23 protein-coding genes are annotated in these 25,436 nt (G+C 73.4%); 15 read left to right on the plus strand and 8 right to left on the minus strand.

The window, feature by feature from the left end; genetic code table 11:
• Window positions 1-61 precede the first annotated feature (61 nt).
• The 6 genes from GA0070562_RS04740 (at window position 62) to GA0070562_RS04765 (ending at window position 7,397) form a co-directional block, all read left to right on the plus strand.
• Window positions 62-1,717 (plus strand): ABC transporter ATP-binding protein, encoded by a 1,656-nt coding sequence (locus GA0070562_RS04740; RefSeq protein ID WP_091415361.1) that lies wholly within the window; start codon window positions 62-64, stop codon window positions 1,715-1,717.
• A gap of 170 nt (window positions 1,718-1,887) precedes the next feature.
• Entirely contained in the window at window positions 1,888-3,075 is a 1,188-nt protein-coding gene (locus GA0070562_RS04745) for an ABC transporter permease (protein WP_372443340.1), read from the plus strand.
• Between the two features lie 2 nt (window positions 3,076-3,077).
• The gene (locus tag GA0070562_RS04750; RefSeq protein ID WP_091415370.1) at window positions 3,078-4,358 is read left to right on the plus strand and encodes an ABC transporter permease; all 1,281 of its coding nucleotides are present in this window, start codon (window positions 3,078-3,080) and stop codon (window positions 4,356-4,358) included.
• A 105-nt stretch (window positions 4,359-4,463) separates the two neighbouring features.
• A complete protein-coding gene (locus GA0070562_RS04755; protein WP_091415374.1) occupies window positions 4,464-5,165 on the plus strand; it encodes a cytidine deaminase in 702 nt (233 codons plus the stop codon).
• A gap of 168 nt (window positions 5,166-5,333) precedes the next feature.
• Window positions 5,334-6,614, plus strand: coding sequence for a thymidine phosphorylase (locus GA0070562_RS04760; protein WP_091415378.1), 1,281 nt, complete (start codon window positions 5,334-5,336; stop codon window positions 6,612-6,614).
• Window positions 6,615-6,716: 102 nt separating this feature from the next.
• The gene (locus tag GA0070562_RS04765; protein ID WP_091416214.1) at window positions 6,717-7,397 is read left to right on the plus strand and encodes a DUF4272 domain-containing protein; all 681 of its coding nucleotides are present in this window, start codon (window positions 6,717-6,719) and stop codon (window positions 7,395-7,397) included.
• Window positions 7,398-7,403: 6 nt separating this feature from the next.
• On the opposite strand, the gene GA0070562_RS04770 is transcribed toward GA0070562_RS04765, so the two are convergent.
• Together GA0070562_RS04770 and GA0070562_RS04775 are read right to left on the minus strand one after the other, a co-directional pair.
• Window positions 7,404-8,255: a putative RNA methyltransferase gene (locus tag GA0070562_RS04770; protein WP_091415381.1), complete on the minus strand. Its 852-nt coding sequence runs from the start codon at window positions 8,253-8,255 to the stop codon at window positions 7,404-7,406.
• Between the two features lie 3 nt (window positions 8,256-8,258).
• Window positions 8,259-8,744, minus strand: a complete 486-nt coding sequence (locus GA0070562_RS04775) for a MarR family winged helix-turn-helix transcriptional regulator (RefSeq protein ID WP_091415385.1) — start codon at window positions 8,742-8,744, stop codon at window positions 8,259-8,261.
• A gap of 57 nt (window positions 8,745-8,801) precedes the next feature.
• Between GA0070562_RS04775 and yczE the strand changes: the two genes are divergently transcribed.
• From yczE to GA0070562_RS04795, 4 genes are read left to right on the plus strand one after another with little or no spacing between them, the layout of a single operon-like run.
• Window positions 8,802-9,428, plus strand: coding sequence for a membrane protein YczE (yczE, locus tag GA0070562_RS04780; protein WP_091415389.1), 627 nt, complete (start codon window positions 8,802-8,804; stop codon window positions 9,426-9,428).
• A complete protein-coding gene (locus tag GA0070562_RS04785) occupies window positions 9,416-9,985 on the plus strand; it encodes an NADPH-dependent FMN reductase (protein ID WP_091415392.1) in 570 nt (189 codons plus the stop codon). Before yczE ends, GA0070562_RS04785 begins: the two co-directional genes overlap by 13 nt.
• Window positions 9,986-10,040: 55 nt before the next feature.
• Window positions 10,041-10,454, plus strand: a complete 414-nt coding sequence (locus GA0070562_RS04790) for a PPOX class F420-dependent oxidoreductase (protein WP_091415396.1) — start codon at window positions 10,041-10,043, stop codon at window positions 10,452-10,454.
• 50 nt (window positions 10,455-10,504) lie between these two features.
• Window positions 10,505-11,581, plus strand: a complete 1,077-nt coding sequence (locus GA0070562_RS04795) for an adenosine deaminase (RefSeq protein ID WP_091415399.1) — start codon at window positions 10,505-10,507, stop codon at window positions 11,579-11,581.
• Here the strand turns inward: GA0070562_RS04795 and GA0070562_RS04800 are convergent, their stop codons facing one another.
• Window positions 11,582-12,001, minus strand: coding sequence for a hypothetical protein (locus tag GA0070562_RS04800; protein ID WP_225853378.1), 420 nt, complete (start codon window positions 11,999-12,001; stop codon window positions 11,582-11,584).
• Between the two features lie 379 nt (window positions 12,002-12,380).
• On the opposite strand from GA0070562_RS04800, the gene GA0070562_RS04805 reads away from it, so the two are divergent.
• From GA0070562_RS04805 to GA0070562_RS04820, 4 genes are all read left to right on the plus strand, one after another.
• Window positions 12,381-16,034 (plus strand): sensor histidine kinase, encoded by a 3,654-nt coding sequence (locus GA0070562_RS04805; protein ID WP_091415406.1) that lies wholly within the window; start codon window positions 12,381-12,383, stop codon window positions 16,032-16,034.
• Window positions 16,031-16,435: a roadblock/LC7 domain-containing protein gene (locus GA0070562_RS04810; protein WP_013283992.1), complete on the plus strand. Its 405-nt coding sequence runs from the start codon at window positions 16,031-16,033 to the stop codon at window positions 16,433-16,435. Before GA0070562_RS04805 ends, GA0070562_RS04810 begins: the two co-directional genes overlap by 4 nt.
• A gap of 100 nt (window positions 16,436-16,535) precedes the next feature.
• Window positions 16,536-16,913: a DUF742 domain-containing protein gene (locus GA0070562_RS04815; protein ID WP_091416218.1), complete on the plus strand. Its 378-nt coding sequence runs from the start codon at window positions 16,536-16,538 to the stop codon at window positions 16,911-16,913.
• 1 nt (window position 16,914) lies between these two features.
• Window positions 16,915-17,508 (plus strand): GTP-binding protein, encoded by a 594-nt coding sequence (locus GA0070562_RS04820; RefSeq protein WP_091415409.1) that lies wholly within the window; start codon window positions 16,915-16,917, stop codon window positions 17,506-17,508.
• A 124-nt stretch (window positions 17,509-17,632) separates the two neighbouring features.
• Here GA0070562_RS04820 and GA0070562_RS04825 read toward each other — a convergent pair whose 3' ends face one another.
• From GA0070562_RS04825 to GA0070562_RS04835, 3 genes are all read right to left on the minus strand, one after another.
• Entirely contained in the window at window positions 17,633-18,853 is a 1,221-nt protein-coding gene (locus tag GA0070562_RS04825) for an ABC transporter substrate-binding protein (protein ID WP_091415412.1), read from the minus strand.
• Window positions 18,854-18,975: 122 nt separating this feature from the next.
• Window positions 18,976-21,381 carry a transposase gene (locus tag GA0070562_RS04830; protein WP_091415414.1) on the minus strand — a complete coding sequence of 802 codons (2,406 nt, stop codon included), beginning with the start codon at window positions 21,379-21,381 and terminating at the stop codon, window positions 18,976-18,978.
• A 40-nt stretch (window positions 21,382-21,421) separates the two neighbouring features.
• Complete coding sequence (locus tag GA0070562_RS04835; protein ID WP_091415417.1) at window positions 21,422-22,369, minus strand: DNA primase; 948 nt, start codon at window positions 22,367-22,369, stop codon at window positions 21,422-21,424.
• A 145-nt stretch (window positions 22,370-22,514) separates the two neighbouring features.
• On the opposite strand from GA0070562_RS04835, the gene GA0070562_RS04840 reads away from it, so the two are divergent.
• On the plus strand, window positions 22,515-22,856 hold the full coding sequence (locus GA0070562_RS04840; RefSeq protein ID WP_091415420.1) for a PadR family transcriptional regulator: 342 nt from the start codon (window positions 22,515-22,517) through the stop codon (window positions 22,854-22,856).
• A gap of 14 nt (window positions 22,857-22,870) precedes the next feature.
• Here GA0070562_RS04840 and GA0070562_RS04845 read toward each other — a convergent pair whose 3' ends face one another.
• Together GA0070562_RS04845 and cydC are read right to left on the minus strand one after the other, a co-directional pair.
• Entirely contained in the window at window positions 22,871-23,554 is a 684-nt protein-coding gene (locus tag GA0070562_RS04845) for a permease prefix domain 1-containing protein (RefSeq protein WP_091415424.1), read from the minus strand.
• Between the two features lie 62 nt (window positions 23,555-23,616).
• A complete protein-coding gene (gene cydC / locus GA0070562_RS04850; protein ID WP_254663737.1) occupies window positions 23,617-25,392 on the minus strand; it encodes a thiol reductant ABC exporter subunit CydC in 1,776 nt (591 codons plus the stop codon).
• Window positions 25,393-25,436 lie beyond the last annotated feature (44 nt).

A 25,436-nucleotide genomic window follows, 5' to 3' on the forward strand; every position in this document is an offset into this window, starting at 1 on the left:
ACGATCCGGCCGTCCCGGCGCCACGGGGAAGGTACCCCCGGCGCCGGGGCGGCCGATCACCTTGAATCCCCCGAACATCCCCACCCGGCGTGGTGGCGGCGCGGCAGGTCGCTACGCTGCACCATCGCTCGCACTCCAGGAGGTTGCGCTGAGACTCGAACTGCGCGGCATCACCAAACGGTTCGGTGAACTGGTCGCCAACGACCACATCGACCTGACGGTGGAGCCTGGAGAGATCCACGCCCTGCTCGGCGAGAACGGCGCCGGCAAGTCGACCCTGATGAACGTGCTCTACGGCCTCTACCAGCCGGACGAGGGCGAGATCCTGGTCGACGGCAAGCCGCTGAAGCTGAAGGGCCCGTCGGACGCGATCGCCGCCGGAATCGGGATGGTGCACCAGCACTTCATGCTGGTGCCGGTCTTCACCGTGGCCGAGAACGTGATGCTCGGCGCCGAGCAGGTCAGGGGGCCGTTCGCCGGCATCCTCGACCGGCGGCGGGCCCGGCGCGAGGTCGCCGAGGTCTCCGAGCGGTACAACCTGCGGGTCGACCCGGACGCGGTGATCGAGGACCTGCCGGTCGGCATCCAGCAGCGGGTGGAGATCGTCAAGGCCCTCACCCGCGACGTCGACCTGCTGATCCTCGACGAGCCCACGGCCGTGCTCACGCCGCAGGAGACCGAGGAACTGCTCACCGTCATGCGGTCGCTCAAGGCCGCCGGCAAGTCGATCGTGTTCATCACCCACAAGCTGGGCGAGGTGAAGGCCATCGCCGACCGGATCACCGTGATCCGGCGTGGCAAGACGGTCGGCACCGCCGAGCCGAGCGCCAGCCGGGACGAACTGGCCGCGCTGATGGTGGGACGCAGCGTCCGGCTGACGGTGGACAAGAAGCCGGCCACCCCTGGTAAGCCGGTCCTGGAGCTCTCCGGCCTGGTCGTGGACGACGACCGGCAGGTACGCGCGGTCGACGGCGTCGACCTGACCGTGCACGCCGGTGAGGTGCTCGGCGTGGCGGGCGTGCAGGGCAACGGCCAGACCGAGCTGATCGAGGCGATCATGGGCCTGCGCCCGGTGCTCGCCGGCACGATCAGCCTCGACGGCGAGCCGACGCACGGCTGGTCGACCAAGAAGGTGCTCCGCGCCGGCGTCGGCTACGTGCCGGAGGACCGCAGCGTGGACGGCCTGGTCAAGGAGTTCTCCGTGGCGGAGAACCTGGTGCTGGACATCTACGACCGGCCGCCGTTCGGCAGGGGCCTGTCGCTCAAGCCCGACGCCATCGCGAAGTCGGCGCGGGAGCGGATCGAGCAGTTCGACGTCCGTACCTCCTCGGCCGACGCGGCGGTCGGCACGCTCTCCGGCGGCAACCAGCAGAAGGTGATCGTGGCCCGGGAGCTGTCCCGGCCGCTGAAGCTCTTCATCGCCGCCCAGCCCACCCGGGGCGTGGACGTCGGCTCGATCGAGTTCATCCACAGCCGGGTCATCCGCGAGCGGGACATCGGCACCGCGGTCATGGTGGTCTCCAGCGAACTGGACGAGGTGATCGGCCTGGCCGACCGGATCGCGGTCATGTACCGCGGCCGGATCATCGGCATCGTCGGCCCGGACACCCCGCGTGAGGAGATCGGCCTGCTGATGGCCGGTATCACCCCGGACGCCGCCACCCCGGACGCCGCCACCGCGACCGAGGACGGCCCTGGCAACGAGGACGAGGCATGACCGACCCGAACCCCTTCTCGGGCTCGCCGGACAAGGAACCGGCGACCGAGGCGCAGGAGTCGCTGAGCGAGGCCCAGGCGACGCCGACGCAGCCGGCCGGTGACACCGAGCAGACGGTGCCCGCCACCGCGACCGCGAAGGAGCCGGATCCGGGCGAGTCCCGTCCCAGCATGGGCCGGATGTTCCTGGACAACCTCTGGGCCGCGAACACGCTTACCGTGACAGTGCTCGCGGTGCTGCTGGCGATGGTGGTCGGCGCGGTGCTGATCATCGTGTCCGACCCCGAGGTGCTCGCCACCTACAGCTACATCACCGCCCGTCCCACCGATGCGCTGAACGCCAGCTGGACGGTGGTCAGCGAGGCGTACGCGAACCTGTTCAAGGGCGCGATCTTCGACCCGGACGCGGTCGGCTTCACCGCCGCCCTGAGCCCGATCTCGGAGACGCTCACCTACGCCGCGCCGCTCGTCTTCACCGGCCTGTCGGTGGCGCTGGCCTTCCGCGGCGGCCTGTTCAACATCGGCGCCCAGGGCCAGGCGACGATCGCCGTCATCCTGGCCGCCGTGGCCGGCTTCGCGCTGCCGCTGCCGCCGGTCGTGCACCTGCTGGTGGCGTTGATCGCCGGCGCGCTCGGCGGTGCGCTCTGGGGCTTCATCCCCGGCATCCTGAAGGCACGGGCCGGCGCGCACGAGGTGATCAACACGATCATGCTCAACTACGTGGCGGTCTACTTCCTGTCCTGGATCATCGTCCAGAACGGGGTGCAGAACCCGAACCGGTCGGACGCGATCAGCAAGCCGGTCGACTCCTCCGCGCAGTTGCCCCGCCTGCTCGGCGACGACCTGCGGGTGCACGCCGGCATCCTGCTCGCGGTGGCGGCCACCTGGTTCATCGCCTGGCTGCTCAACCGCTCCACGCTCGGCTTCGAGCTGCGGGCCGTGGGCGCGAACCCGGACGCGGCCCGCACCGCCGGCATCAGCGTGACCAAGACGTACGTGCTGGTGATGGTGTTCGCGGGCATGCTGGCCGGTCTGGGCGGCTCGACCATGGTGCTCGGCACCACCGCGACCGCGCTGACCCCGCTGGTGATCGCGCAGATCGGCTTCGACGGCATCCTGGTCGCGCTGCTCGGCCGCGTGAAGCCGTGGGGTGTGCTGCTGGCCGCGCTGCTGTTCGGCGCGCTCCAGGCCGGTGGCAACCGGATGCAGTCGTACTCCGGCATCTCGCTGGAACTGGTCACCGTGCTCCAGGCGCTCATCGTCATCTTCATCGCCGCGCCTGCCCTGGTGAAGACGATCTTCCAGCTCCGGGCGGCCCGCGCCGCCCGGTTGCAGACGAGCCTCGCGAAGGGCTGGTGAGCATGTCCACCACCGCTGTCCCCGAGGTGGCCGTTACCGCGGTCGACGAGGGCTTCTGGACCCGTAACCGGAAGATCGGCGCGGTCCTGCTGGCGCTCGGCGTGCTCGCGGCGGTGCTGTTCGGCGCGCTCGCGACCGACCAGCACGCGCGGTTCACGCTCAGTGAGACCGAGGGCGGCGCCGCCCTGGAGATCAACGGTACGGTCGGCGCGATCCTGTTCGGGCTGATCACCGCCGCGGCCGGAGGCGCGCTGCTGGCCGGTGTGCCGAAGCGCTGGTTCACGCTGCTGCTCGGCGCCGGGCTGGTCGCCTTCGTGCTGAGCTTCCTGTGCTGGCAGGTCTCGGCCGCGCCCGAGGGCCGCAACTTCATGCCGCTGGTGAACGTCGTACGCGGCACGTTCATCCTGGCCCTGCCGCTGATCTTCGGTGCCCTCGCCGGCGTGCTCTGCGAGCGTTCCGGCGTGGTGAACGTGGCGATCGAGGGCCAGCTCCTGATGGGCGCCTTCTCCGGCGCCCTGTTCGGCAGCATGTCCGGCAGCGTCTGGGTCGGCCTGGTGGCCGCCGCCATCGGCGGCGCGTTCATCTCGTTCCTGCTGGCCGTCTTCTCCATCCGCTACCTGGTCGACCAGGTGGTCATGGGTATCGTGCTCAACCTGCTCGCGGTCGGCATCACCGGCTTCCTCTACGAGCGGCTGATGCAGACCGACGCGGCGAAGTACAACAGCGCGCCCCGGTTCGGCAACTGGGAGATCCCGCTGCTGTCCGACATCCCGCTGCTCGGTCCGGCGCTGTTCCGGGGCAACATCTTCCTCTACCTCGGCCTGCTGCTGGTGCTCGTCATCCACCTGGCGCTGTTCCGTACCCGGTGGGGCCTGCGGACCCGCTCGGTGGGCGAGCACCCGACCGCCGCGGACACGCTGGGCGTGAAGGTGCTGCGGCTGCGCTACCGCAACGTGATCCTGGCCGGCCTGGTGGCCGGTGTCGGCGGCGCCTCGTACACGCTGGCGCTCTACTCGTTCACCAAGAACATGATCGGCGGTAAGGGCTTCATCGCCCTGGCCGCGCTGATCTTCGGCCGGTGGAGCCCGACCGGCGCGCTGCTCGCGGCGCTGTTCTTCGGCTTCGCCGACCAGCTCGCCACCTACCTGGGCGCGATCGGCAGCAGCATCCCGAGCCAGTTCCTGGCGATGCTGCCGTACCTGGCGACGATCCTGGCCGTGGCCGGGCTGGTCGGCAAGGTCCGGGCGCCGGCCGCCGACGGCAAGCCGTACATCAAGGGCTGACCGACCGCCGCGACACGGTGCCCGGCGGGGCGACCCGCCGGGCATCGTCGTCTCCGGCCGCGTCCGCGACCGATCGGCGTTGAATTGGGCAGAATGGGAGTCGTGATGGAGATCGACTGGGAGCGGCTGCGTACCGCCGCCACCGAGGCCATGCGGCACGCCTACGTGCCGTACTCGAAGTTCCCGGTGGGTGCCGCCGCGCTCGTCGACGACGGCCGCGTCGTGGTCGGCTGCAACGTGGAGAACGCCGGCTACGGCGTCACGCTCTGCGCCGAGTGCGGCGTGGTCTCGCAGCTGCACGCGACCGGCGGGGGCCGGATCGTGGCGCTGTCCTGCGTCGACGCCACCGGTGAGCCGCTGATGCCGTGCGGCCGGTGCCGGCAGCTGCTCTGGGAGCAGGGCGGCCCGGAGTGCCTGGTCGAGGCGAAGGGCGGCCCGCTGCGGATGGCGGAGCTGCTGCCGCACGCGTTCGACGTGGCCGACATCGAGGCGGTGACCGGCGAGCATCCGGTGCCGGTGGTGCCGGACCGGCTGGCCGCCTGGCGGGGCCGGGGCACCGTGTTCGTGCACCCCGACCTGTCGGCCGGGCAGCAGGTCTGGACGACGTACTGGGAGCGCTCGTCCGGTGACACCGCGGACGCCGAGACCGGCGTGCTGGAGGAGGGCTCGACCTGGGGCGACCCGGCCGAGGCCATCGAGTGGGGTTTGGCGCGGACGCCGCGCGTGGTCGTGGTGGACGCCTCGGGCACGATCTTCTGGGCTGGTGAGGGTGAGCCTCCTACGGAGATTCCGGTCCGTTGGGGCTGAGCCGGCCGACGTGGGGTTGAGGTGGAGGGCCTGGGCCGACCGCGCCCGGCTCCGGGCGGTCAGGCTTGATCCCTCCGCCGGGCACGGTCGGCCCAGGCCGGACCTGGTCACCGTCCGCGGAAGAGTGCGATCCGCGGCGATTGTTGATCTATTGATGGGAACTCAAAGGTGAGTGCTTTTACGGCGGTTGACGTCATCCGGGCGAAGCGGGACGGGGGTGTGCTGAGCGACGGGCAGATCGACTGGGTGGTCGACGCGTACACCAAGGGTCTGGTCGCCGACGAGCAGATGTCGGCGCTGGCCATGGCGATCCTGCTGCGCGGCATGACCGCGCCGGAGATCGCCCGGTGGACCGCCGCCATGATCGCCAGCGGCGAGCGGCTCGACCTGTCGCCGGTGGCCCGGCCGACTGTGGACAAGCACTCCACCGGCGGCGTCGGTGACAAGATCACCCTGCCGCTGACCCCGCTGGTCGCGGCGTGCGGCGCGGCCGTCCCGCAGCTGTCCGGCCGGGGCCTCGGCCACACCGGCGGCACGCTGGACAAGCTGGAGTCGATCCCGGGCTGGCGGGCGGCGCTCACCAACGACGAGTTCATCGCCCAGCTCCGCGACGTGGGCGCGGTGATCTGCGCGGCCGGCGACGGGCTCGCCCCGGCCGACCGCAAGCTGTACGCGCTGCGCGACGTCACCGGCACGGTCGAGGCGATCCCGCTGATCGCCAGCTCGATCATGAGCAAGAAGATCGCCGAGGGGACCGGCGCGCTGGTGCTCGACGTGAAGGTCGGCTCCGGCGCGTTCATGAAGAACGTCGACGACGCCCGCGAGCTGGCCCGCACCATGGTCGAGCTGGGCGGTGCGCACGGCGTACGGACTGTCGCCCTGCTCACCGACATGTCCACCCCGCTCGGCCTGGCCGTGGGCAACGCGGTCGAGGTGACCGAATCGGTGGAGGTGCTCGCCGGTGGCGGCCCGGCCGACGTGGTGGAGCTGACGCTGGCGCTGGCCCGGGAGATGCTCGACGCGGCCGGCCTGCCGGACGCCGACCCGGCCGCCGCGCTGCGGGACGGCCGGGCGATGGACTCCTGGCGCACGATGATCCGGGCGCAGGGCGGTGACCCGGACGCCCCGATGCCCGTCGCGAACGAGGTCGACGTGGTCACCGCGACCGAGGACGGGTGGGTCGCCGAGGTCGACGCGTACGCCATCGGGGTCGCCGCCTGGCGGCTCGGCGCGGGCCGGGCCCGCAAGGAGGACCCGGTGAGCATCCCGGCCGGAGTGGTGCTGCACCGGCGTCCCGGCGACCGGGTACGCGTCGGTGACCCGCTGTTCGAGCTGCGCGCCGAGCACGCCGAGCGGATCCCGGCCGCGCTGGCCGAGGCACGCCGGGCGGTCCGCGTCGCGCCGGACGCGCCGGACACGGCGCCGCTGGTCGTCGAGCGGATCGGCTGACCGGGACCGGCCATGGTGCCGGCCCGGCCGGAGCCGCTATCCTCCCAGGCCAGGGGGGGATCGGCCGGCGACGAGCCGAGGTGAGCAGACAGGGGCTTGACCGTGCGCGTACCCGCTCCCGATCCCCGGGCCGTCCGGGAGGCGAGCCTGGACGAGTTGTCCCGGCTGGGTCTTCCGCTGCCGCCGCCGCAGTTCCCGCTGGTGTGGGAGCCGGGCGACGAGATCGAGCTGCGTCCGACCCCGGAGATCGAGGCGCGGATCGCGGTGCTGCACGTGATCCTCGCCCGCTGCTTCGGGATGCCCGCGCAGGCGGCGACGGGCTGGCTGCTGGAGTCGCACCTGGTCGACTCGGTGACGCCGCCGGAGTGGCAGTTCGTGATGGGCGGCCGGGGCGACCACAGGTCGTTCGTGCTGCACCACGACGCACTGTTCTCGCTGGCCTGGGTGCTCGGACTCGCAAAGGAGCTGGACCCGACGGTGCCGGTGGACGAGCGGCTGGTCGAGCGGATGCCGAACCTGGTCGCGGGGGAGACGTTCGGCCAGTGGCGGGCCCGGATCCTGGCCGCGCCGCAGCATCCCGGTGACGCCGCGGCGCTGCTCGACCTGCACTACTGCCTGGACTGGGCGTACCTGGAGACCGAGAAGGCCGGCGGCGCGCTGCCGGGGCTGGTGGACGCGAACGCGATCGGGCAGCGCCGGTGGGCGCTGGAGTGGGCGGTGGTGCTGCGCGGGCCGTACCACGACGAGCCGCCGGGCTGGGAAGAGGTCGACCTCTCCACCTGAGGCGGGTCAGCGCGGGCGGTACACGCCGAGCCGGACGGAGAGCGTGACCGGCACCGGCTCGGGCAGCGCGGCGATGCGCGCGGCGAGCCGTTGCGGGTGGGCGTGCCAGGCGCTCGGTCCCATCCCGACGAGCGTGGTGACCTCGGCGCGGGTGAGCGTGAGCCGGGCCCGGTGCCCGGTCGCGGACTCCTCGGCGAAGTGGCCGCCGAGGCTGCCGGCGACCCGGTCGGCCTTGTCCGGGTCCACCCGCAGCAGGTCCAGCGCGTCGACGAGTTCGGCCAGGTGGTCGGCGGCCGGGGTGACCACCAGCAGCGCGCCGCCGGGGTCGAGCACCCGGTGGAACTCCGGGCCGTTGCGCGGCGCGAACACGTTCAGCAGCACGGCGGTGGACCGGTCGGCCAGCGGCAGCCGCTGCCAGGTGTCGGCCAGCGCGGCGGCGGCCCGTGGGTGCGCCCGGGCCGCGCGGCGCAGCGCCGGCTTGGAGACGTCGAGGGCCAGGCCGGCGGCGTCCGGCAGCGCCGCCAGCACCGCCGCGAGGTAATGGCCGGTCCCGGCGCCGGCATCGACCACCAGGGGGTACGGGTCGAAGCCCGCGACGCGTACCGCTGTGGTGGCGAGCGCGGCGGCGACGGTGTCGTAGTGGCCGGCGGCGAGGAAGCCGGCGCGGGCGGCGACCATCTCGGCGTTGTCCCCGGTGTGCGGGGCGCGGCCGGCGAGCAGATTCACGTACCCCTGCCGGGCGATGTCGAAGCTGTGCCCGCGTGGGCAGCGCAGGGCGCGGGCGGTGCCGGCTGTGGTGTCGGTGAGCGGTTCGGCGCAGACCGGGCAGCGCAGCCGGGCGAGGACGCGATCGTCCACGGCTCAGTCCTTCGCTTCCGGGTGGCCGGTGACGCGGCCGGTGAGGTGGTCGATCACCCGCTGGCTGAGCGTGCCGAGCGCGGACATCTCGGCCGGGGTGAGCCGGTCGATCAGGTGCCGGCGGACGGCCGCGACGTGCCCGGGTGCGGCGGCCTCGACGGCCTGGCGCCCGGCCGGCGTGAGTGCGACGACCGAGCCGCGGCCGTCGGTGGCGCACTCCTCCCGGGTGACCAGGCCGCGTTGCTGCATCCGGGAGATGTGGTGGGACAGGCGACTGCGGGACCAGAGCATCCGGTCGGCGAGTTCGCTGAGTCGTAGCCGTTGTTCAGGGGTCTCGGACAGGTCGCTGAGGACGTCGTAGTCCGGCTCGGAGAGACCGGCGTCCTGCATCAGCTCCCGGGCCAGTTCCAGGTCGAGCAGGCGTCGCATGCGGCGGTAGCCGCGCCAGGCGCGGTCCTCCCGCTCGTCCAGCCAGCGCGGTTCGTCCATGCGCCGATCCTATCGGTGTTGTTGACATGTCACCAAGTTGCCGCCTACGTTGATGACATGTCAACCAAACTGCCGTCCCGGCTGGCACGGCTGTTCGCCGGCCTGAGCCTGTTCGGCGTCAGCGTCGCGCTGATGGTCCGCGCCGACCTCGGGCTCGCGTCCTGGGACGTGCTGCACCAGGGCCTCGCCGACCGCACCGGCCTGCCGATGGGCCTGCTGGTCAACGGCGTGGCGCTGCTGGTGCTGCTGCTGTGGATCCCGCTGCGGCAGCGCCCGGGCATCGGCACCGTCGCGAACGTCGTGCTCGTCGGCGTGGCCCTCGACGCGACGCTGGCAGTGCTGCCGTCGGTGGACCCGCTCGCCGGCCGGATCGGCCTGCTGGTCGCGGGCGTCCTGCTCAACGGCCTCGCCACCGCGCTCTACCTCGGCGCCCGCCTCGGCCCCGGCCCCCGGGACGGGCTGATGACCGGCCTGGCCGCCCGCGGTCTGCCGCTCGGCCCGGCCCGCACCGGGATCGAGGTGACGGTGCTGGCGGTCGGCTGGCTGCTCGGCGGTGCCGTCGGCCCCGGCACCCTGCTCTACGCGATCGGCATCGGGCCGATCGTCGCCTGGCTCGTTCCCCGACTCACCCCGCCGGCCCCGGCCGCCGCCCCGACAGGAGTGACCTCCTCATGCCCCGCCTGAACGTCGTCGTCGCCAGCACCCGTCCCGGCCGGGTCGGCCGTCGCATCGGTGACTGGTTCACCGCGGCCGCCGTCCGCCATGCCGGCTTCGACGAGGTACGCCTCCTCGATCTGGCCGAGATCGGGTTGCCCTTCCACGACGAGCCGCACCACCCGTCCGAGCGGGTCTACCTGCACGAGCACACCCGCGCCTGGAGCGCCGAGATCGACGCCGCGGACGCCTTCGTCCTGGTGATGCCGGAGTACAACTACGGCTTCAGCGCGCCGCTGAAGAACGCGATCGACTACCTCTACCACGAGTGGCAGCACAAGCCGGTCGGCTTCGTCAGTTACGGCATGACCTCCGGGGGTCTGCGCGCGGTGCAGATGATCAAGCAGGTGGTGACCACGCTGAACATGACCCCGGTCAACGACCAGGTGGTCGTCTTCCTGCGGCAGGCGCTGGACGAGTCGGGCGAGCTGCGGCCCGAGACCGGCCGGGATGAGGCCGCCGCGCTGATGCTCGACCAGCTCGTCCGGCTGGCCGTCGCTCTCGCGCCGCTGCGGGTGACCGCGTGAGCGCGAGGAGTGAGCCGGGTTTGCGAGCCCCGCAGTCGCGAACGAAGGGAGCGCTGTGAGCGCCCGGCTCTGGGAGCTGTTCGGCGAGCGCGGGCGCGGGGTGCTCGCCACGCTGCGCCGGGACGGCCGTCCCCAGCTGTCCAACCTCGACTACCTGGCCGAGCCGGGCCTGATCCGCTGCTCCACCACCGGCGACCGGGCGAAGGTGCGCAACCTGCGCCGCGACCCCCGGGCCAGCTTCCACGTGACCACCGCCGACGGCGGGGCGTACGCGGTCGCCGAGGGCACCGTGACGCTCACCCCGCCGGCCGCCGCCACCGACGACGCCACGGTCGACGAGCTGGTCGAGGTCTACCGGCGGATCCGCGGCGAGCATCCGGACTGGGCCGACTACCGGGCCGCCATGGTGGCCGACGGACGGGTGGTCCTGCGGCTCGCGGTGGAGCGGGTGTACGGCTGGCGGCCCTGACCGGCCCGGTCCACCGCCCGGCCCGTACCGGGGGTGACTAGGGTCTGGGCATGGTCGCAATCTCGTACGAGGACATCGTCAAGGTCCCGAAGGCGCTGCTGCACGATCACCTCGACGGCGGCCTGCGGCCCGCGACGATCGTCGAGCTGGCCGCCGAGGTCGGCCACGAACTGCCGACCACCGACCCGGCGGCGCTCGGCGTCTGGTTCACCGAGGCGGCGAACTCCGGCTCGCTGGAGCGCTACCTGGAGACGTTCGCGCACACGGTGGCGGTCATGCAGACCGCCACCGCGTTGCGGCGGGTCGCCCGCGAGTGCGCGCTGGACCTGGCCGCCGACGGTGTGGTCTACGCCGAGGTGCGGTTCGCGCCGGAGCAGCACCTGGAGCAGAACCTGACCCTGGACGAGGTGGTCGACGCGGTGGTCACCGGGTTCCGGGAGGGCAGCGCGCTGGCCGCCGAGGCGGGCGCCCCGATCCGGATCGGCACGCTGCTGACCGCGATGCGGCACGCGGCCCGTTCGCAGGAGATCGCCGAGCTGGCCGTACGGCACCGCGACACCGGGGTGGTCGGCTTCGACATCGCCGGCGCCGAGGCGGGCTTCCCGCCCACCCGGCACCTGGACGCGTTCGAGTACCTCCAGCGGGAGAACTTCCACTTCACCATCCATGCCGGTGAGGCGTTCGGCCTGCCGTCCATCTGGCAGGCGATCCAGTGGTGCGGCGCCGACCGGCTCGGCCACGGCGTACGCATCGTCGACGACATCACCCCGGGCAACCCGGCGGTGCTGGGTCGGCTGGCCGCGTACGTGCGGGACAAGCGCATCCCGCTGGAGCTGTGCCCGTCGTCGAACGTGCAGACCGGTGCGGCGGCCTCGATCGCCGACCACCCGATCGGGCTGCTGCGCGACCTGCGGTTCCGGGTGACGGTGAACACCGACAACCGGCTGATGAGCGGCACCTCGATGTCGCGGGAGATGGCGCTGCTGGTGGAGGCCTTCGGCTACGGCTGGAAGGAACTCCAGTGGTTCACCATCAACGCGATGAAGAGCGCGTTCATCCCGTTCGACGAGCGGCTGCGGATCATCGACGAGGTGATCAAGCCGGCGTACGCCGAGCTGATCGGCTGATCACGACTGGCGGGGGTGGCCGGAGCGCAGCGCGGCCACCCCGCGCAGCACCTGCCCGGCCCGGGCCGCCTCGGCGCCCAGCCCGGTCTGCCGGCGCAGCACGGCCGGCTCGGCGCGCAGCAGCGCGACCCCGCGCCTGAGCAGCACCCGGGGGGCCTTGCGCTGCTCGGCGAGATCCCGGGCGAGGCGGCGCAGGAACGTCGCGCCGCGCGGGCGGCGCAGCGCGTACGCCCCGGCGAGCAGCCCGAGTCGCCGGCACTCGGCCACGATCTCGGCCGCGAAGATCCCCTCGGCGACGAAGATTGGCGATCCGTCGACATCGAATGGCCGGGTGGCTACCCGACGGTCTGCGCCGATCGCATAAACCGGCACTTCGGCCTTGCCCTCACGGGCCAGTCGGGCGATTGTTTGCACCGCCATGTCCGCATCCCAGGACAGGGGGGACTCCCAATCCACCTGTCCGTTCCGACGCGGGCACGTAGGGTCATCGCCGTCCTTGTAGAAGTCGTCCAGGCAGAGCACCGGAAGTCCGGTTCGCTGGGCTATGTATGACTTTCCCGACCCGGAGGGGCCGGCAAGCAGGACGACGCGGTGCGGGTGTTCCATTACCTTCAGTGACTCCGGCCAGACGGATTGCTATCAAATTGCATCAACATCTCATCACACCTCCGGTGAGGGACAACCTGGTCTTTCTCTTTGCGGAGCGGCGTGATGGAATCTCGGAGGTCCGACCCGCCGGGTCGGTCGCTCGGCGTTGCCCTCAGGGTGGCGCGGGGCGCAGTAATGCGAGGGCGGTGACGTGAGCAAACGGCCAACGACGGCGGGCTCCTTCCTGTCGCGGCTGCGCCGGCCGATGAGTCGGCTGCGCGACATGCCGATCTGGTCCAAGCTCGGTCTGATCATGATCGTGCCGACCATCGCCACGGTCGTGGTGGGCACCAGTGGTCTGGTCGACCACCTGGAGACGCTCAACAATGCCAACCGGGCGGGGGATCTGGCCAATCTGATCGGCTACTCGGGTGACCTGGTCGACACCGTGCAGGACGAGCGGGTCGGCGCCGTGCTCTTCCTCGGCGCGAAGGAGTTCCAGACCCGGGCGCAGTACCAGGAGGGTTACAACCGCGCCAACCAGCGGGTGGACCAGGCGAAGTCGCCCTACCTGCGGCAGCGTGGCGAGATCGACGACCTGCCTCGCAACTTCGTCGGGCTGCTGGACACGATCGACACCCAGCTCAAGGACCTTCCGGCGACCCGCAGCCAGGTGCTGAACGGCAAGCTCAAGATCAATGATGCCGACCAGGCCTACCGCCAGCTGATCGAGGATCTGCTGGCGATCCGTGACTCGGCCACCCAGCTCGCCGGCAACAACGACCTGAGCGACCGGATGCGTGCGGCGGCCGCCGTGGCCCGGCAGAAGGAATACCTGACCCAGCGCCGGGTCGTCGTCCACCAGGCGCTCACCCAGAACCAGTACACCGCCGCGCTGCGCGAGCAGTTCATCGCCAGCGGCACCGGCCAGTCGCAGTCGCTGGCGACCTTCCAGGCCGTCGCCACCGAGCCCGACAAGCTGTTCTACGAGCAGACCGTCTCCGGGCCCGACCTGCGCAAGGCCGACCGCTTCACCAGTTTCATCTCGGGCAACAACAACGGCTCGATGGAGAACGCCCCGTTCGGGTCGGACCAGTGGGACCAGACCATGGTCGCCAACGCCAAGCTGATCCGGACCGTGGAGGCCCGGCTCGACGGCAACGTGGTCCGGCAGGCCGACGCGCTGCGCTCGGACACCCAGCGTCAGGTGTTCCTGGAGACCGGCCTGCTGCTCACCATGCTGCTGCTGGCCATCCTGTTCGCTTACCTGGTGGCCCGCTCGATGGCGCGCTCGCTGCGCGACCTGCGCCAAGGCGCCCTGGCGGTGGCCCAGTACGGGCTGCCACAGGCGGTCGCCCGGCTGCGCGACCCGCAGGTGACCGGCCAGCTCTCCCCGGTGCAACTGGCGAACCAGATCGCCGAGCCGTTGCCGGTGCGCAGCAAGGACGAGTTCGGCCAGGTGACCGAGGCGTTCAACGCCGTCCACCTGGAGGCCGTCCGGACCGCCGCCGAGCAGGCCGCCCTGCGGGCGTCGGTCGCGACCATGTTCGTCAACCTGGCCCGCCGCTCGCAGATCCTGGTCGACCGGCTGATCGGCCACCTCGACCGGCTGGAACGCGGCGAGGAGGACCCGGACCGCCTGGCCGAGCTGTTCCAGCTCGACCACCTGGCCACCCGAATGCGCCGCAACGACGAGAACCTGCTGGTCCTCGCCGGCGCGGACTCCACCCGTGTGCAGCGCGAGCCCGCCGCCCTGATCGACGTGCTCCGCGCCGCCCAGTCCGAGGTCGAGCACTACACCCGGATCGAGTTCGGTGTGATCGACCGGGACATCGAGGTCGCCGCCCACGCGGTGAACGACCTGGTGCACCTGGTCGCCGAGCTGTTCGACAACGCCACCGCCTTCTCCCCGCCGGACTCCCAGGTCATGGTGGAGGCCCGGCGGGTCGGCGACCGCTCCTCCCTCTACGTTGAGGACCGCGGCATCGGCATCAGCCCGGAGCAGATCCGTGACCTCAACGAGCGGCTGGCCACGCCGCCGCAGGTGGACGTCGCGGTCTCCCGGATGATGGGCCTGGTCGTGGTCGCCCGGCTGGCCGCCCGGCACGGTGTCCGGGTCGAGCTGCGACCGGGTGCCGACCGGGGCATCGTCGCCGACGTGACGCTGCCCACCTCGGTCCTGGTGCCGCGCGCCCTGGCGGGCCGTGGCCAGGGCTCGCCGGCCCTGCCGCCCGCTGCCCCGCAGCAGGGCGGACCGACGCCCGCCTTCGGTGCCCTGGCCGCCTTCGGCAACAACAACCCGCCGAGCCTGCCGTCGGCGCCGCATCCGGGCTCCTCGGGCAACCAGGTCACGCTCGGCGGACGCGCCTTCGACCCGGCGTCGCGCAACGGCTCGGGCACCCCGGCGAACGCCGGTGGCGGCCGCGCCATGCCGGCCTGGTCCGACCTGACCGGTGCCAACCCGTCCGGTGGGGACGGCGGTTTCGGCTCCCGGACCTCGAACGGTCAGGGATTCGAGCCGCTGCCGCAGCGGCGCAACCCGGGCGAGGGCGACCCGGGCGCCAGCGGCCAGCAGCCGACGATCCCGCGTCAGCTGCCGAGCAGCCCGGAGGCGCGGCCCTACAGCCCGCCGCCGGTCTCCGCGCCGCCGGTCCCGCCGGTGTCGGCGCCGCCGCTGCCCCCGGTCTCCGGCGTACCGGTCTCCGGCAACCCGCTGCCGTACCGTCCGGTCTCGGCCGCCCCGGTCTCCGGTGACCCGTTCTCGGGCCGCCCGGTCTCCGCGGCGCCGGTCTCCGGTGACCCGCTGCCGTACCGTCCGGTCTCGGCCGCGCCGGTCTCCGGGCACCCCGCGCCGGTCTCCGGGCAGCCCGCCGCCGGTCACCCGGCCTCCGCGCCGCCGGCGAACCAGCCGCAGGCTCGCCCGATGTCCGCGCCGGGTGTCAACGCACCGCCGGTCTGGCCGCCGGTCGCGCCGACGCGTGCTCCGGCGGCGCCGGAACGACCCGCGAGCGGCATGGACATGACCACCGAGCTGCCCCGGGTGCCGCGCACGGAGATGCCGGCCGCCCCGCAGCAGAGGGCCGGTCAGCCGTCCGCCGCTCCGGCCGCGAACCGGCCGTCCGAGGCCCGGCCCGCCACCCCGGCGACGCCGGTGTCGCGGCCGGCCACGCCGCAGCAGCCGGGCAACCGCCAGCGGTACGCGGACGAGACGATGGAGCTGCCGATCTTCCGCGAGCTGGAGTCGGCGTGGTTCCGTACCCGCCGGCCCGGGCCCGAGGAGGCGGCGGCCCCGGCCCCGGCCCCGGCCCCGGCGACGAACGGTGGCGACGCCACCCAGCAGTTCGCCAAGGTGGACACCGCCGGCCGGCCCGTGCCGCAGCCGACACCCGCAACGACAGGTAACACGCCGATGGCACACACTCCGACGGCCGGCGGAGCACCGCGTGACAACGGCGCGGCGAACGGGAACACGCGTCCCGCGTACACCGGTGGGCTGCCCACCCGGCAGCCGACGGCGTCGCCGCAGTCCTCCTCGCCCTGGCAGACCGCGGCCGACGACGGCTGGCGTGCCGCCTCGGCGGCCACCGAGGTGCCGGTGGCGGAGACCACCCAGAAGGGCCTGCCGAAGCGGAAGCCGATGGCGCAGCTCGTGCCGGGCAGCATCGACAAGCCTTCTGCCTCGGTGCAGCGCCGGACGCCGGAGGGGGTCCGGGGCCTGCTCTCGGCCTACCATCGGGGCGTGCAGCGCGGACGTAACACCGACAGCAACACGACCGGCCCGGAGGGCACTCCGGGCGGGCAGCAGTCCTCGCAGTCTGGCTCAGGCCCGGTGGCCGGGAGCGGGCAGAAGGAGCAACAAGGATGACTACTACGCAGGATCTCGGATGGCTGCTCGCCAACTTCGCCGACCGGGTGCCCGGTGTGGCGCACGCGGTCGCGGTCTCGGCCGACGGCCTGCTTCTCGCCTCGTCCCGTGACCTTCCGCGGGACCGCGCCGACCAGCTCGCCGCGATCGCGTCCGGTCTGGTCAGCCTCACCCAGGGCGCGGCCCGCTGCTTCGAGGGCGGGGCGGTGTTGCAGACAGTCGTCGAGATGGACAACGGCTTCCTGTTCCTGATGTCCATCTCCGACGGTTCGTCGTTCGCGGTGCTCGCGGCGCGGAGCTGCGACGTGGGTCAGGTCGGGTACGAGATGGCCCTGCTCGTGGACCGGGTGGGCGATGCCCTGACGCCGCAGCCGCGCACGGCTGTGGGGATGATGGGCTGAATGACGCGCTGGCCGGTGGGTCAGGTGCGGGAACAACAACGACAGCGACGGATGCCACCGGGGCGAGCCGGTGCCGGGTACGAGGGAGGTGAGCGGCGACATGGCGGATCGTGACGAGCCGACCGGCGCATTGGTCCGGCCGTACGCCGTTACCCGCGGTCGTACCCGTCCCCGGCTCGACATCGCCCTGGAGGCACTCGTCGAGACGACGGTGCGCGGCCGAGCGGTTGCCACTGGCAATGGTGGCCAAGGTCGTGAACACCAGTACATCGCCGCGTTGTGTGACGGACGTGTGCAGTCGCTCGCCGAGATCGCGGCGCGGATGCAGCTTCCGCTCGGCGTGGCCCGGGTGCTCATCGCCGACATGGCGACGGACGGCCTGGTCGCGGTCCACGAGCCGACCATTTTGGACGACTCCGACGACGCGGTGGGCACTGAACTGCTGGAGAGGGTGCTGAGTGGACTTCGCAGGCTCTGACATGTCGCACCGGACGCCGGCCCCGAGCGGGCGCGTGACGTCGGCGAAGATCGTGATCGCCGGTGGGTTCGGCGTCGGCAAGACGACGCTGGTCGGCTCGGTCTCCGAGATCACGCCGCTGACCACCGAGGCGATCATGACCTCCGCCGGTGTCGGCGTCGACGACACCCGGCAGGTGCCGGGCAAGACGACGACCACGGTGGCGATGGACTTCGGTCGTATCTCGATCGACCGGGATCTGATCCTGTACCTGTTCGGTACGCCGGGTCAGACGCGGTTCTGGTTCATGTGGGACGAGTTGGTCCGGGGTGCGATCGGCGCGGTGGTGCTGGTCGACACCCGGCGGCTCGCCGACTGCTTCGCCGCCATCGACTTCTTCGAGCACCGGCGGCTGCCGTACCTGGTGGCCATCAACTGCTTCGACGGCATGCAGTACCACGATCCGCAGGACGTCCGGGACGCGCTGGCGATCTCCCGCGACGTGCCGGTGGTGCCGTGCGACGCCCGGAACCGGGAGTCCACGAAGCACGTGCTGATCTCGCTGGTCGAGTACGTGCTCACCATGCGGCGCTCGCGGGCCGTCGCGCCCGCCTGACCGACGCGCGGAAGCGCCCGGCGGCCTCAGGGCCACCGGGCGCTTCCTGCCGTCCGGGGTCGGACACGGTACGCGATCACCCGGTGACCCTCCATCCAGGAGGGTCGCCGGGTGGCGCTCGAGGTCAGGCGTACCGGGTCCAGGTGCCCCGGAACACCTGGTACACGGCGAGCGAGTCGGGTTCCATGCCGCCGTGCCGGTCGGCGCGGAACGCGTACCCGCCGGCGATGCCCTCGACCGTCTGTGCCTGAAGGAGGGCCCGCAGCCGGCCCCGGTCGAGGCTCGTCGCCATCCGCGCCGACGTGGCGAGGAGCTGGAGCGCGTCCGAGGCGTACGGGGCGAAGTCCGGGCTGACGCCGTGCCGCTGCGTGTAACGGTTGACGAAGTCCCGGCGGGCCAGCTGCGCCGTCGTGGTGGCGGTGGCCGCGGAGACGTCCAGGCAGGCCGGGTGCACCGCGTAGGAGCCCTCCACGGCGGCGGCGTTCGCCCCCTGGACGGTGTCGTCGGCGACCGCGCCGGCGTCGAAGAAGATCGGGCCGCGGTGACCGGCGGCGCGCAGTTCCCGTGCCGCGACACCGGAGTCGGGCGCGGTACCCCAGACCACCACGCCGTCCCGTTGGCCGCCGGCGACGCGCTCGGCGGCGGCACGGAAGCGCCGGCCGGTAGCCGGCAGGCGCACCGTGCGGGCCAGGTCGACGCTGCTGTCGGCGAGCGCCTCCCGCATCGCCCGCACACCCGAGTCGCCGTGCAGGCCACCGGCGGCGAGCACTGACACCCGCCGGATCCGCTTGGACTCGAACAGCTCCACCAGGCGGCGCGCCATGTCGACGGCGTCCGGCGTGAGCTTGTAGGTGAACGTGCGCTCGTCCAGCGGCAGCACGATGCGGTCACCGTAGCCGAGCGACAGGAAGGGCGTCTTGACCCGCTGGGCGGCCGCCGCGAGGGCCATCGAGGTCTCGCCGAGCACGCCGCCGATGAGGGCCTGCGCGCCGGCCCGGGTGAGGTCGGCGGCGTGACGGGCGGCGACCTCGGGGTTGCTGCCGTTGTCCAGGATCTGAAGCCGGACCGACCGGACCAGGTTCCCGACCGGTAGGCCGGTGCGGTTCAGCGAGTCGGCGGTGAGTTGCAGGGCCTGCCGCTGGGCGACGCCGAGCAGCGCCCCGGCGCCGGTCAGCTCCAGACTGGCGCCGACGATCAGATCCTGGTCGCTCGGCGCGCTGCTGGACGGGCTGTCGTCCGGCCGCTGGCCCTGCGGCGCGCAACCGGCGAGCAGCAGGCTCCCGGCAGCGGCGGCGAGGACGCCCCGCCGGGTGAGCACAGTGGAGTCGAACGCCGGTGTCGCCAATGGAATCGCCTTCCCACCCCGGCGAACAGGCGCCGCCGCTGGTCCGCCGGGTATGTTCCCGGCCGGTCCAGCCCAGCGTCAAATCGTCCCGGTGTGGGATGGAACACCCCGGCGGGACCGGGTCAGGAGCGGTAGCCCGCCGAGCGGTACTCGTACTCCCGGTCGTCGTCGCGGTCACCGGTGTCGCGGGTGAAGTCCCAGCCGCCGGCCGCCTCACGGCCCGGACGGCCGCCCACGGCGAAGCCGCCGATCTCCTGGCCGCGCCGCCACCCCCGGAAGTATCCGGTGGTGTTCTCGGCGAGGCTCGCCGCGTTCCGGACGATCCGCAGAGGACGCTCCTCGCGCAGCGGGGAGCCCGGCACCAGGTTGGCCTGCGGCACGCGCTTCGGCAGCCCGGCCTTGGTCTCCGAGCCGACGGACGGGCGGGCCGCCTGCTCGGCCGCCTGCCAGCCGGTGTCGGCGGTGCTCGACCACTCCAGGTCGGCCTCGTCGCCGTGCCCGACGAACCAGGCGGACTTGGCCTGCGCGAAGATCAGCAGGTCGCCGTCACCCTCGTCGGAGACCGGCGGCGGTCGGTGCTCCTTCGGGGCGGGCCGCCGCTCGGGCGCGGCGGGAAGCGGGACGCGGCCCGGGGCGCCCTGGTCGACCAGACGCAGCGGCGGCGTCTCCAGACCGGGGTCGGCCGGCCGGCCCATCTCGTCGCGCAGCGCGCGGTCGGCCAGCGGCGGCGGCTCCACCAGCCGCAGCATCGGCGGCTCCTGCGGCAGGTCGTCGGCGAGCCACGGCGGCGTGACCCGGCCGGGGTCGCTCGGCGCGTCCACGCCCCGCCCGTACGAGTAGGTGCTGCCCTCCCGCTCCCGCGCGGTGTCGTCCTCGTTGTTCACCAGCGGCCAGTTCGCCCGGGAGCCCGGCGGCGCCTCCGGCGCGGGCGGACGCGGGGCCGGCACCGGAATGCTCAGGTCGGTGGCGCTGAACCCACCGGTCGGCGGCTCCGGGTTCTGGTTCGTCTTGGGCCGGGGCGGGATGACCGTGCGCTGCCGCTCGGCCCGCGCCTTGTTGATCGCCGCGGTGGTGAGCGTCGGGCGGAACGGCTCGCCGGCCTCGGCCGGCGGCACGGCGCCGCGCGGGGACGGGGCGATCGGCGTGATCCCGGGGGGAGGCGGGGGCGGCGCGGAGATCGGCCGGTTGGTGGGACCGTCCACCCGCGACGGCAGCGGCGCGCCGGTCGGCTCGGACCGCGCCGGGGGAGCCGAGGACGGCCGGCCCAGTGCGGCCGCCGGGGCGACGGGCGTGACGGGGGCCGGGGCGACCGGCGGCGGCGTCACAGGCGCGGGTGCGACCGGTGGCGGGCCGAGCGGCCGGGGCGTCGTCGTGGCGGCAGCACCGGACAGCGGCTCCGGACGGCTGCGCCGCCCACCGGGAACCGGCTCGGGACGGCCGCGGCGGCCGGCCGGCTCGGGAGCGCCGGCCGGTTCGGGACGGCCACGGTGGGGCTCGGCGATCGGCTCCGGCTGGATCGAGCGCACCGGACGCAGGTCGGCCGCCGACGTCGAGGCCAGCTCGTCGACCTGCTCTCCCCGTCGGGCGGCGGCCCGGCGGCCGGTCGCGGGGGCGGGAGCGGTGCGTTCGGCGAGCGCGCCGACGAGCGCGTCGCAGCCGGCGTCACAGGTCCGGACCGAGGCGACGCCCTGACGTACGGCCTCGGCGACGGCCGCGGTGAGCGTGCGGTTGACGGTGGCCCGCCGGGGCGTCTCGGAGATGGCGACACGCAGCGCGGTCACCGCGTCGGAGACGGCGTCGGCGTCGGCCACACCCTCGCCGGCCAGATGCGCGACGACCGCGTCGGCGGCCAGCGCGCCGTCCCGGCCACCGCGGCCCGCGGGGCCGGTGAGCATCCCCGGCTCGGGCAGCGCGTCGAGGACCGCCAGGGCGACCCGGTCGGCAGGGTCCGGGTAGGCCCGCAGCGCGGCCGGGTAGAGCTCGCGGAGCACCTCGCGCAGCGTCACCGCGGCGGAGTGCCGGCCACTCGCCAGCGCCGCGTGCGCGGCCAGGACCTGCGTGTATCCGGCGAGTTCACGCGGCGCCGGGAGGGTCACCGCGGAGAGCGCGCCGGCCTGGAGCGCGCGGGCCAGCCCGACCGCACGGCGCTCGGCGGGCGGGGAGTTCATCTCCTCCAGGGAGTCGTCGTCGGCGAAGCGCTCGGCGAAGTCGTCGACCGAGTCGTCGTCCGCGATCGCCAGCGGCCGGCCTGCGGCGCTCAGCAGCGAGGTGACGATGTGGTCGTCGCTGTCCGCGGCGATGGCCGCGCCGCTCGGACCGCCGGACCGTTCCACCAGCAGCGCGACCAGCCGGGCGTAACCGGCGGGATCGTCACCGATCTCGCAGACGTGCAGCAGACGGCCTGCGTCGTCGACCACAGCGGACGTCAGCGTCGTTCCGGCCGAAGCCGTTCGGTCGGCCGGATCTGCCGAGGCCAGACCGCAGTACACGCGCACGAGCGCCACGGCGTCGTCCTCCTCCCGGGACACAGGTCTTGCTCTGCCAGAGACTGATGCTCCCCGCTCCGGGTCAGTCGCGCCAGTCCACAACCGCAGAGATCTTGCCGACAATGGTGCGCCAACCCAAACTTGCGGTTTGTGCCCCGATTTTCTTCAGCCGGCGACGACCCAGGAAACCGCCGACGCCACCGTTGACGGAAGCGCGCAGCGCCTCGTCCAGGTCGTCCAGGCTGGAGCCGGCGGAGAGCATGTCCAGCACGGCCGGTAGCCGCAGGGCGTACGCCAGGTCACGGGCGATCTCACCGGCTTCGATGAGCAGCTCGTGGTCCCACGCGTCGTGGCCGCCGCGCAGGTTCTCCACCACCAGGTCGAGCTCGTACGTGTCCTCGTCCAGCGGGGCGATGTCGGCCGGCTCCAGCCGTTCGGACAGTTCATTCCAACTGTCCAGCTGGGACAGGTCGTTGGGCGCACCGGAACGGATGAAAGTGACCAATGACTCCGGGGTCTTGAACAGCAGGAGCCGGCCCTTGTGGGTGAGGAAGACCGGCACCTCCTCGTCGCCCGCCTCGTCCTCGTCGTCCTCGGCGTCGTCCTCGGCCTCGGCTTCGGCCTTCTCGTCGTCCGAGGCGCCGGCCTTGTCCTTGCGGCGGGCCTTGGCGTCCTTCTCCTCGTCCTCGTCGTCCTCCTCGGCGGAGAGGGCGGCGAACTCCTCGTCGAGGATCACCACCTCCTCGTCGTCCTCGGTCTCGACGACCTGGCGGCGGGCCAGGAACGGGTCGTCCTGGTCGCGCTCGGCGACGTCGGTCGGGGTCAGCTCGCGCGCCTGCCGGTACGCCCGCAGCGTGAAGCCGGTGCCGGCGGGCAGGGCGATCTCCACCGGGTCGATCCGCACCTCGTCCCAGAGCGCGCGGTCGGCCGGCGGGCGGTCCTCCTCGACCTCGTCGGCCGCGGCGGCGGCGTCGGTGTCGTCGAGCTCGGGCTCGTCGGCGTCGGGCCGTTGGGGCGACTGGCGGGCCACGCTGACCTCCGTGTGCGTTCGGGTTGCCCACCCGGCGGCGTCGCGCCGCCGAGTGACTCTGCGCACATACCCTAGTGGGCGACGGTTCCGACCGGGAGTCGCACCCCTTGGCGACGCGGCGGCACGACAAGTAGCGTTGCTACGCATGAAGGCGCAGGCGCTGCACGGACACCTGGACGCGCTGCTGCTCGCCGTGCTGGAACGGGGTGCGCTGCACGGCTACGCGATCATCGAGGCGTTGCGTGCCCGCAGCGGCGGCACGCTGGATCTGCCCACCGGCACCATCTATCCGGCGCTGCGCCGGCTGGAGCGGGCCGGGCTGGTGGCGAGCACCTGGAGCACCGTGAACGGCCGGGAGCGCCGCACCTACGAGCTGACCGATGCCGGTGGCCGGGCGCTCGCCGGGGAGCGGGCCGGCTGGCGCGACTTCAGCGCCACCGTCGGGCGGTTCCTCGGCGCGGACGAGCCACCCGCCGCACCGGCCTGACCGCGCCCGGCCGCTCAGCCGGCCAGCCGGCGGTCGGCGAGCACCCAGCAGCGGGCCGCCCGGGCCAGGGCGAACCAGGCCGCCGAGACCACCACCATCCCGATGATCAGGGGAGGCCAGGTGAGCGCGGCGTCCCACAGCCCGATCGACCAGCCGAACAGCGCGCCCCCGGCGACCGCGCCGAGCAGCAGGCTGCCGGTAAGACCGAAACCGATCAGCCGCGCCGGGCGGACGAGCCGCGGTGACCTCCACCGGGCGGCGAGCGGGCCGACCAGCAGCGCGACCAGCGCCAGCGCGGCGACCACGCCCCAGATCCCGTTCAGCGACGCGGAGAGCAGCAGGTAGCTCTGCGGCGGCGGCGGACCGCCGCTCCAGCTCGACCCCTGCCAGGTCAGGTCACCGGCGGCGATGAGCACCACCGCCACCACGAGCGTGCGCAGCGCCAGCCCGCGCAGCGCACCGGCGGCCAGCTCGGCCTGGAAACCCGGCACGAGCTGGGCGTCGCTGCCGAACTCGGCGACCGCCCGCCGCTGCGCCTCCGCCCGCGGCAGGCCCCCGTCCCGGTACGCCTCGACGGCGTCCTCCAGCGCGTGCCGCGCCTCGGTCAGCAGGTCGGCCTTGAGCCGGTTCGGCCCGTGCAACCGCGTGGACAACTCGTGCAGCCGGCGGTCGACCACTGCCTCCTCATGCACCAGCATGCGGCCAAGCCTGCCACCGACGGGCGACACCCGCGTCAGGGAAAACCCCGATCGGCCGGGCGTCAGGGCGTGATCGCCAGGTAACCGCGCTCGGCCGCCTCCTGGCGCAGCCACTGCTCCCGGTACCAGCCGGGGAGTGCCACCAGCTCGTCGTGCCGGCCGCGCTGCCCGACCCGGCCGCCTTCGAGCACCACGATCTCGTCCAGCCCGGCCAGACCGCTGAGCCGGTGGCTGATCAGCACCACCGAGTGACCGGCCGGGGTGGCGGCGAGCGCGGAGTCCAGCACCGCGTCCGCAGCCGCCGGGTCGAGCCCTTCGGTCGGCTCGTCGAGCACCAGCACCGGCGGGGCGGCCAGCAACGCGCGGGCCAGCGCGAGCCGCTGCCGCTGCCCGCCGGAGAGCTGCCCGCCCTGCTCGCCGACCACCGTGTCCCAGCCGTCGGGCTGCTCGCGTACCCAGTCGAGCAGGCCGGCCGCCCGGGTCGCGTCGACCAGGTCCGCCTCGGTGGCGTCCGGACGGCCGAGGAGCAGGTTCTCCTTGACGGTGGCGTGGAAGACGTACGCCTCGGCGAGCAGGCCGCCGACCACCCGGGGCAGGTGCTCGGCCGGGATCTCGGACACCGGCACGCCGCCGGCTGTGACCCGGCCGGTGTCGGGGCGTACCGCGCCGGTGAGCACGGCGGCGAGCGTGCTCTTGCCGGCGCCGCTCGGCCCGACCACCGCCACCCGGCGGCCGGCCGGCAGGTCGAGGTCGAACCCGGCCAGGGCGGGGGCGGCGCCGGCCCGGTAGCGGACCGTCACGTCGGAGAACCGCACGTCGTGGCCGTCGGTCCCGGGCTCCGCCGTGGTCTGCGGTGTCGCCGTGGGGGGCTCGGTGAGCAGGTCGGCGACGCGGGCCAGCCCGGCTCGCAGCTGGGTGCGCTGGCGGGCCGCCGCGACGAGCGCGAGCGCCACCTCCACGGCGGCGAGCGAGCCGACCGCGAGGACGCCGACCAGCACGCCACCGACCCCGGCCCGTAGCGCCACGACCACCACGGCGGCGGCGGTGAGGCCACCGACGAGGACGCCGAGCGCGTCCACCGCGAAGCCGGTCGCGGCGAGCCGGCGTTCCAGCCGGGCCAGCCGTCCGGCCCGTTCGTCCGCGGCGGCGAGCGCGGCGCCGGTCGCCCCGAACGCGGCCAGGTCGGCGGCGCCGTGGGTGAGGTCGACCGCGTCCACGGCGAGCGCGCCGCGCAGCGGAGCCACCTCGTCGGCGGCGCGGCGGGTGATCCGGGTGGCGAGCGCTGGGAGCGCCACGCCGGCTACGAGCAGGCCGATCGCGAGCACTCCGGCGGCCGGTGGTGAGATCAGCGCGGCGACGCCGACCGCGAGCACGCTGACCAGTGCCGCCGCCGCCCCGGGCACGAGGACGCGCAGGAGCAGGTCCTGAGCGGCCTCCACGTCGGAGACCAGGCGGCTCAGCGCGTCCCCGGTGCGACGGCCGGTCTCGCGGCGGGCGGCGAGCGTGGCGAAGACGCGGGCCCGTACGTCGGTGATCATGCGCAGGACGGCGTCGTGCCCGGCGAGCCGTTCGGTGTAGCGGAACACGCCCCGGCTGACCGCAAGCGCCCGGACCGCGACGATGGCCACTGTCAGCCGGTCCAGCGGCGGCCGGCCGGCGGCGCTCATCAGCAGCCAGGTGGCGGTGGCCATGAGCGCCAGGCCGGCGAACTCGGTAGCGGCGGCGAGCAGTCCGGCGCCGAGCAGCCGGCTCAGGTACGGCCGGGCCAGTCGCAGCACCGCCCGCTCGGCGCCGGGGCGGGCAGGTGCGGGCGGCTCGGGCGAGCCGGAGGGCGCCACCGGAACCCCGGTCGGCCCGGCGGGCTCGCGGCCCACCGGCGTCA

Origin of the sequence: Micromonospora tulbaghiae (genome assembly GCF_900091605.1) — a bacterium.
Lineage (GTDB): Bacteria > Actinomycetota > Actinomycetes > Mycobacteriales > Micromonosporaceae > Micromonospora > Micromonospora tulbaghiae.